We start from the raw sequence: 6,845 nt of genomic DNA, 5'->3' as shown, positions 1-6,845 counted from the left end.
CGGCAGACGCTGCCCGCCGCCCCGGCACGCGGTCCGGTCCCGGTGACGAGACCGGTGCCGAGCCAGGTACCGAGTGGTGCGGTGGCGTCCGCACGGTCCGGGTCACGGACACCGGGACGTCCGGGTCGCCCGGCCCGGACCGGTGGCGGTCGCTCGGCGCAGCCCGTCCCGCGGTCGATCTGCCCGAGGACGCCGCGGCTGCCCTCGGGTGACTCCTTCACGAGCGTGTGCGCCCCCGCTCCGGCGTCCGCGGTCGAGGCTGATCTCCGGCAGGCGCTCCGGGACCGCTTCGCGTTCACGTTCGACCACACCGCGATCCGGCTCGACCGCCCGTTCTTCGACCACGTCGAGGCCTGGCCGGACATCGTGCTCCCCGAGCTCCGCGTCGCGATCGAGTACGACAGCACCGGCCGGCACGGGCTCGAGCACGTCGGACCCCGGCAGGAGACCGACCGCCGGAAGGACCGGGCCGTCCGCGCCGTGGGGTGGGAGGTCGTCCGCATCCGGACCGGCCGCCTGCCCGCACTCGGCCCCCACGACCTCGAGGTGTCCGGCATCTCCGGCCGGACGGTCGAGCGGCTCGTCGACACGCTGCGGGACCTCCGCGGGCCGCTCTTCGTCGACGCCTACGCGCGCTGACGGCCGGACCGGCGCAGGGTGTCCCGCGGGTACTCCCCGAAGCGCTCCTGGTAGGTCGCGGAGAAGCGGCCCGCGTGCGCGAACCCCCACTCCCGCGCGACCTCGGCGATGCTCGTCGTGGCAGGGTCGCCCACGAGCAGCGTGTCGCGCACACGGTCGAGCCGGACCTGCCGGATGTAGGCGTTCGGGGACAGCTCGAAGGCCCGCTGGAAGGCCGTCTGCAGGGCACGGAGGCTCAGCGAGGCGACGCGTGCCAGGTCGGTGCTCGTGATCGGCAGGTGCGCGTGCTCGTGGACGTACTCGACGGCCCGTCGGACGTGCGCGTTGCGGGGGAGCAGGAGCTCGTCGGGGAGCGACGAGCTGACCACCGGGTAGAGCTCCAGCAGTGCCAGGGCTCCGAGTCGACCCATCTCGGCCTGCAGCAGCGGGGACGCACGGCGGTCGAGGACGGTCTGCGAGATGAGCTGGACGCTGCTCCGCCAGACGCGCATGGCCCGTTCGTCCGGTCGGACGGTGTGGTCGAGCACGAGCTGCCCCGGCGCCGTCCCCCGTTCGCCGGCGACCTCCTCGAGGGCGCTCCGGTTCACCTGGACGATGCGCTGGTCGTAGTCCTGGTACGAGAACGCCGCGCCCTGCTGCGGCCAGAGCTGCGGGCGACCGGGCTCCATGACGATCCGGTCGTGCCCCGATCCGACGGTGGCGGAGCCGCGGGTCGTCCACTGCACCACGAAGTCGTCGGACGGGGTCATCACGCCCTCGAGGTGGCCGTCGAAGCGGATCGACCGCAGGGACATCGCGGCGTCGCCCACCGCCGAGTACCGGAACGCGAAGGGCTGCGCGGTCGCGTCGGCGCGCCACTCGTTGCCCGCGTAGGCGGTGGCGAGGAAGTCGCGTGCTGCGTCGAGGTCGGTGCTCTGCGTCTCGACGTCGATGCGGGGCGGTGGTGTCGGGTTCATGGGTCCCGTGCATTCTGTCCGCGTGGCGCGGCGTTGTCCGGATGCGCGTGTCCCCGGTGCGGGGGTGGACGAGCCGGTCCGCGTGGGAGCGGATGTCCACTCGTCGTCGCCGCGGACACCGGGGACGTCCGGGAATCGTCGTCGTCCGACGAACGACGTCCGCGGCCGGCCCCGGTCTCCTAGCGTCCTCGGTGGACGGGTGCCGGAACGGCCGGCCCCACCGACCCGAGGACGATGACCGTGACCACCACCGCCGCCGGAGTGCACACCGGACCGAGGACCGCCCGCGACGCCGTCTCGTCGGCCGCGCGACGACGAGCAGCCGGAGCGGGCGCCGACGTCGTGTTCTCCGAGCTCCGTCAGGCCCGTCGGCTGCACGGCCTCCAGGTCGCCGCGGTGACGACCGGTCTGGTGTCGGTCACCGCCGCCGCCTCCGCCGCGATCGTGCTCGGGCTCTCCGCATGAGCATCCCGCGCAACGAGCTCGGCATCCGGGGCTCCCGACTGTCCCGCGGCACCCGGGCGCTGCCCGGAGCGGACCGCTCCGTGGCCGACACGCTCCTGCCGGTGCGCCGGTCTGCAGCGGCGGACGCACCGACGCAGCCGATCGACATGCGCGCCCTGCTGGCCGAGGCGCTCGACGCCCCGCGGGTGTCCGGTCGCTAGGCTCGCGGAACCGATCTCCGGAAGGCCGATGACGCTCCTCACCCTCACCCTCACCCCCACCACCCGCGAGACCCCGGCGCAGCGCAGGGCGTCGACCGCTGCCGACACGCTCTTCACGCGACACGGCGTGACACCGGTGACGCTCGACGACATCGCGGCCGAGGCGGGGCTCGACCGCGACGAGCTCGACGCGGCCTACCCGTCGAAGCAGGCGCTCGTGGTCGCCGTGCTGCAGCGCTGGCACGGTGCCTGGCGTCGTGCGCTCGACGGCATCGCGCGCGACTCCGACGACCCGCGGGACGAGGTCCTCGGCGTGTTCGGGTACCTGGAGCAGTGCTTCGCGGACGAGGGGTGGCGCGGGTGCGCGTTCATCAACGGTCACGCCGAGCTGGGGCGCACGGACCCGGCGATCGCGGAGCTCGCGCAGGCGCACTTCGCCGACGTCGAGGCGCACCTGACACAGCTCTGCGCGCGGGCTGGCGTGCCGTCGCACGTGGCGCAGGCGCTCTCGTTGCTCGTCGAGGGAGCCCGGGTCGAGTCGGCCGTGCAGCGGTCGGCGCAGCCCGCGCGGGTCGCCCGCCTCGGCGCGGCGATGCTGCTGTCGGTCTACGACGCGCACCCGTCCGCCTGACACGGCCGGTCGGGGTACGGCGGCGGGGTACAGCAGCCTGGGTCCCGCGCGTCACGGCCGGTAGGAACGAAGGATGACAGCGACCGCCTTCTGCCTGCACGCGCTGGGCTCGAGCTCGGAGGAGTTCGCCCTCCTCCGCTCGGAGCTCGCCGGCACCCTCGACCTCGTCGGGATCGACCTGCCCGGCTTCGGCCGGAGCCCGGCGTCCGGTGGCACGACCGTCGAGGAGATGGCGGTGCTGGTCGAGCGTGCGATCGGTGCGAGCGGTGCGACCGAGTGGGTGGTCATCGGCCACTCGATGGGCGGCAAGGTCGCGACCGTCGTCGCCGACCGGACGGTCTCGGGCGCGAACGGGCTGTTCGGGCTGCGCGCCGTCGTGCTCCTGGCCGCCTCGCCCCTCGCGCCCGAGCCGATGGACGAGGGCCGCCGAGCCTCGATGCTCTCCTGGGCTGCGGACGGTCCGATCGAGCCGCACCACGCGGTCGAGTTCGTCGACGCGAACACCGCCGAGGTCCTGCCCCCCGACCGCCACGAGCAGGCGGTGCAGGACGTGCAGCGCACCGACCCGCGCGCCTGGCGCGACTGGCTGCTCCGCGGCAGTCGGGAGGACTGGTCGGTCACGGCCGAGCCGAACCCCGTCCCGGCGCTCGTGCTCGCCGGCGCCGAGGACGGCGACCTCGCCGCGGACGCGCAGCGACGCCTGACGATGCCGCACTGGCCGGCCGCCGAGCTGCACGAGGTCGCGGGCGCCGCGCACCTGCTGCCGTGGGAGCGCCCGCAGGAGGTCGCCACGCTCGTCCGCGACTTCTGGGCACGTCGGATCGCGCACGGCCCGGTGGTCCCCGCCGACCAGGCCCGGGTCATCGCGTCGCCGCGCGTGAGCGCCAGGACCCGCGGGGTGCTGGCCGTGCGCGCACTGCCCGACGACCCCGCCGCGACGCCGGACGCCCTGACGCCCCAGCAGCTCGACGTGCTCCGGGACGTCGCGCGGATCGTGGTGCCGCAGCCGGGCGACGGCGAGGTGGACCTCGCCCTCCGCGTGGACCGCCAGCTCGCCGCAGGGCAGGGCGACGGATGGCGGCCGGACGGCATGCCGACCGACGTCGACGCCTACCGCGGCGCGCTCGACGTGCTCGCGGCGGTGTCGACCGACGAGCTGTCCTCGGCCCTGGGGGACGTCGCCGCCGGCCGGTACCGCTCGGACGGTCCGCTCGACTCCGAGCAGCTGCGCGTCTGGTTCGAGGACGCGAGCGTGGACCTGGTGAAGCAGTGGCTCGCCCACCCCGCCACCATGTCCGAGATCGACTACGACGGCTTCGCCAACGGCGGCGACGGCGTCCGGAAGCAGGGCTTCCAGCTGCTCGGGGCCGGGCAGCGGGAAGCGTGGGAACCCGAGGGAGCAGGACGATGAGACTCGACGCACAGCGCCACCACCAGGACGACGAGGTCGTCGACGTCGTCGTCGTCGGCACGGGTGCCGGCGGAGCCCCGCTCACCGCCCGGCTCGCCCGCGAGGGCCTGACCGTCGTCGCGTTCGAGGCCGGTCGGAACACCGAGCCGGGCGACCACACCCCCGACGAGGTCGAGGCGCCCGCGGACATCAACTGGATGGACGAGCGCATCAGCGGTGGTGCCGCCCCGACGGCCTTCGGTCCGAACAACAGCGGCACGGGCGTGGGCGGGTCCACCCTGCACTGGGGTGCGTTCACCCCCCGCCCGAGCACCCACGACCTGCGCCTGCGCACGGAGAGCGGGCAGGGTGAGGACTGGCCGGTCGACCACGCCGAGCTGACCGCGTACATCGAGCGGGTCGAGCACGAGGTCGGTGTCGCCGGGCCCGCGCACTACCCGTGGGACCCGGAGCGCCGGTACCGGATGGGTCCGCCGGCGCGCAACGCCTCGTCGGACATGATGATGCGCGGCACCGCGGCGCTCGGCATCACCGCGACGGACGCGCCGGTCGCGCTGACCACCGAGGACCGGGTGCAGGAGCACCACGGGCTGCGCCAGGCCTGCGTGTCCTGCGGCTCGTGCCACCAGGGCTGCCGCAACGGGTCGAAGGTGTCGATGGACACGACCTACCTGCCCGCCGCCGTCGCGTTCGGCGCCGAGATCCGCCCCGACTCGTTCGTGCACGGCATCGAGCTCGACGGCGACGGCAGGGTGTGCGCGGTGCGCTACACGCGCGACGGCCGTGAACGTCGTCAGCGGTGCCGCTCCCTGGTGCTCGCCGCCGGCGGGGTGGAGACGCCGCGCCTGCTCCTGCACACCGGGCTGGCGAACAGCAGCGGGCAGGTGGGCCGGAACTTCACCGCGCACGGGGCCACCCAGGTGTGGGCGACGTTCGACGAGTCGATGCGCTCGTACCGCGGCTACCCGTCGTCGATCATCACCGAGGACTTCGTCCGGCCGGCGGACGCCGACTTCGCCGGCGGGTACCTGATCCAGAGCCTGGGCGTCCAGCCCCTGACCTTCGCGACCACGCTGGTCCGCGGTGGGGGCCTCCGCGGTGCCGAGCTCGTCCGGGCGATGCGCGACTACCCGCGGACGGCCGGGGTCGGCATCAACGCCGAGTGCCTGCCGTACGACGACAACCGGCTCGTGCTCTCCGACGACCTCGACGAGCACGGCGTGCCGCGGGCCCGCGTGACGTTCTCGCCGGGCTCCAACGAGGACGCGATCCGCGCCCACGCGGTCCGCACGATGACCGCCATCGTCGAAGCCGCCGGCGGGACCGACGTCCGGGTGCTCGAACGCACCGCCCACACGATCGGCACCGCGCGCATGGGTACTGACGCCGGGTCGTCCGTCGTCGACCCGGCCGGTCGCTCGTGGGACGTGCCGAACCTGTGGGTGTGCGACAACTCGGTCTTCCCGAGCGCCGTCATCGCGAACCCCGCGCTCACGATCATGGCGCTGTCCCTGCGCACCGCCGACCGGTTCCTGCGGGACGACCCGGCGGCCGACCGCCAGCGCACGACGGCGGCGGCGGCCTGAGACCGGAGCGCTGCGCGGGCGACGTCGTGTCACCCGCGCAGCGCCAGCGCCTCGCTCGTCCAGCGGGCGTGCAGCGTCCACGGGTCCTCGACGCCGTCGGCGACCCGTGCGACGTGGTCGAGCAGCGCCGGGGTCGTCCGGAACCACTCCGTGCCGGGGAACCGGTCGTCCGCGAAGGCCGCGTGCCGCCGCCGCTCGAGGTGCCGGTCGCCCCGTTCGAACGCGAGGAGCTCCTGGTGCGGCACCGCCGCGAGCCGCTGTCGCGGGTTCGTGGTGGTGCCGATCTTCACGCGGTCGCCGAAGTCGTCGCGCTGCCGCAGGTAGTACACGACGTCGACCCGCGGTGGCGGCAGCTCGCCGTCCGGCACGTCGCCCCACGGCCACTCGCAGGTTGCGCAGAGCACGGCACTCGGCCAACGCACCCCGACCCGGGAGCCGCACAGCGGGCAGTGACCCGGCAGGGCGTCCTCGGTGCCGACGTGCTCGGCCGCCGCGTCCGCGACCAGCGTCACGTGCCCACCGCAGAGCGGCAGGACGGCGGCGAAGCCGTCCGCGCAGGGCGCGTCGCAACCGGGGACGCAGCAGGCGGGGACGGTACGAGGCGTGACCACGTGCCGGACGCTAGCGTGCGCCACCGACGTGCCCCGTGCCTCCCGGCCGACGGTCGGCCCGCGCCCGTGCCCGCTGCCCGCGGCCCGGCGGCGTCCGGGTCAGTCCGCGAAGATGACGCCCACGGGCTCGCGCTTCTCCTCCTGGAACCGGTCCTCGGCCCGGCCGAGGGCCCAGTACGCGGACAGGGACAGCTCCGCCTTCTCGAGCCCCCAGTCGTCCTGCAGCAGCCGCCGCAGGGCCTTCACCGCGGTCCGCTCGCCGTGCGCGAAGACCTGCACCGGCCGGGAGGCACGGGGCAGCTCCCGAGCGGCGGCCACCAGCAGCGTGCCCGGCTCGGCGCCGGCA

10 protein-coding genes are annotated in these 6,845 nt (G+C 74.7%); 7 read left to right on the top strand and 3 right to left on the bottom strand.

The genetic code is table 11. The features are described 5' to 3' along the window. Together D8M35_RS17125 and D8M35_RS14715 are read left to right on the top strand one after the other, a co-directional pair. The coding region (locus tag D8M35_RS17125; RefSeq protein ID WP_238638254.1) for a hypothetical protein at positions 1-212 on the top strand (212 nt) is incomplete at its 5' end. Positions 213-225: 13 nt separating this feature from the next. Then, the gene (locus D8M35_RS14715) at positions 226-639 is read left to right on the top strand and encodes an endonuclease domain-containing protein (protein WP_238638253.1); all 414 of its coding nucleotides are present in this window, start codon (positions 226-228) and stop codon (positions 637-639) included. Here D8M35_RS14715 and D8M35_RS14710 read toward each other — a convergent pair. Further along, complete coding sequence (locus D8M35_RS14710; protein ID WP_126892513.1) at positions 627-1,595, bottom strand: AraC family transcriptional regulator; 969 nt, start codon at positions 1,593-1,595, stop codon at positions 627-629. The genes D8M35_RS14715 and D8M35_RS14710 overlap by 13 nt on opposite strands. A 240-nt stretch (positions 1,596-1,835) precedes the next feature. Between D8M35_RS14710 and D8M35_RS14705 the strand changes: the two genes are divergently transcribed. The 5 genes from D8M35_RS14705 (at position 1,836) to D8M35_RS14685 (ending at position 5,888) form a co-directional block, all read left to right on the top strand. Continuing rightward, positions 1,836-2,060: a hypothetical protein gene (locus D8M35_RS14705; RefSeq protein WP_126892512.1), complete on the top strand. Its 225-nt coding sequence runs from the start codon at positions 1,836-1,838 to the stop codon at positions 2,058-2,060. Continuing rightward, on the top strand, positions 2,057-2,260 hold the full coding sequence (locus tag D8M35_RS14700) for a hypothetical protein (protein ID WP_126892511.1): 204 nt from the start codon (positions 2,057-2,059) through the stop codon (positions 2,258-2,260). Before D8M35_RS14705 ends, D8M35_RS14700 begins: the two co-directional genes overlap by 4 nt. Positions 2,261-2,288: 28 nt before the next feature. Continuing rightward, a complete protein-coding gene (locus D8M35_RS14695; protein WP_126892510.1) occupies positions 2,289-2,891 on the top strand; it encodes a TetR/AcrR family transcriptional regulator in 603 nt (200 codons plus the stop codon). 73 nt (positions 2,892-2,964) lie between these two features. Then, positions 2,965-4,302, top strand: a complete 1,338-nt coding sequence (locus D8M35_RS14690) for an alpha/beta fold hydrolase (RefSeq protein ID WP_126892509.1) — start codon at positions 2,965-2,967, stop codon at positions 4,300-4,302. Next, the gene (locus D8M35_RS14685; protein ID WP_126892508.1) at positions 4,299-5,888 is read left to right on the top strand and encodes a GMC family oxidoreductase; all 1,590 of its coding nucleotides are present in this window, start codon (positions 4,299-4,301) and stop codon (positions 5,886-5,888) included. The genes D8M35_RS14690 and D8M35_RS14685 overlap by 4 nt, the downstream gene beginning before the upstream one ends. 29 nt (positions 5,889-5,917) lie before the next feature. Here D8M35_RS14685 and D8M35_RS14680 read toward each other — a convergent pair whose 3' ends face one another. Continuing rightward, positions 5,918-6,499, bottom strand: a complete 582-nt coding sequence (locus tag D8M35_RS14680) for a GIY-YIG nuclease family protein (protein ID WP_238638252.1) — start codon at positions 6,497-6,499, stop codon at positions 5,918-5,920. 99 nt (positions 6,500-6,598) lie between these two features. Next, on the bottom strand, positions 6,599-6,845 hold a 247-nt coding region (locus D8M35_RS14675; protein WP_148113389.1), incomplete at its 5' end, for an SIP domain-containing protein.

Origin of the sequence: Curtobacterium sp. HSID17257 (assembly GCF_003989515.1) — a bacterium.
Lineage (GTDB): Bacteria > Actinomycetota > Actinomycetes > Actinomycetales > Microbacteriaceae > Curtobacterium.
This window is presented reverse-complemented; position numbering and strand designations above follow the sequence as displayed.

Coding starts and splice junctions, on each gene's coding strand:
- D8M35_RS14695 (WP_126892510.1), top strand. CDS start 2,289: ATGACGCTCCTCACCCTCACCCTCACCCCCACCACCCGCGAGACCCCG.
- D8M35_RS14710 (WP_126892513.1), bottom strand. CDS start 1,595: ATGAACCCGACACCACCGCCCCGCATCGACGTCGAGACGCAGAGCACC.
- D8M35_RS14690 (WP_126892509.1), top strand. CDS start 2,965: ATGACAGCGACCGCCTTCTGCCTGCACGCGCTGGGCTCGAGCTCGGAG.
- D8M35_RS14700 (WP_126892511.1), top strand. CDS start 2,057: ATGAGCATCCCGCGCAACGAGCTCGGCATCCGGGGCTCCCGACTGTCC.
- D8M35_RS14685 (WP_126892508.1), top strand. CDS start 4,299: ATGAGACTCGACGCACAGCGCCACCACCAGGACGACGAGGTCGTCGAC.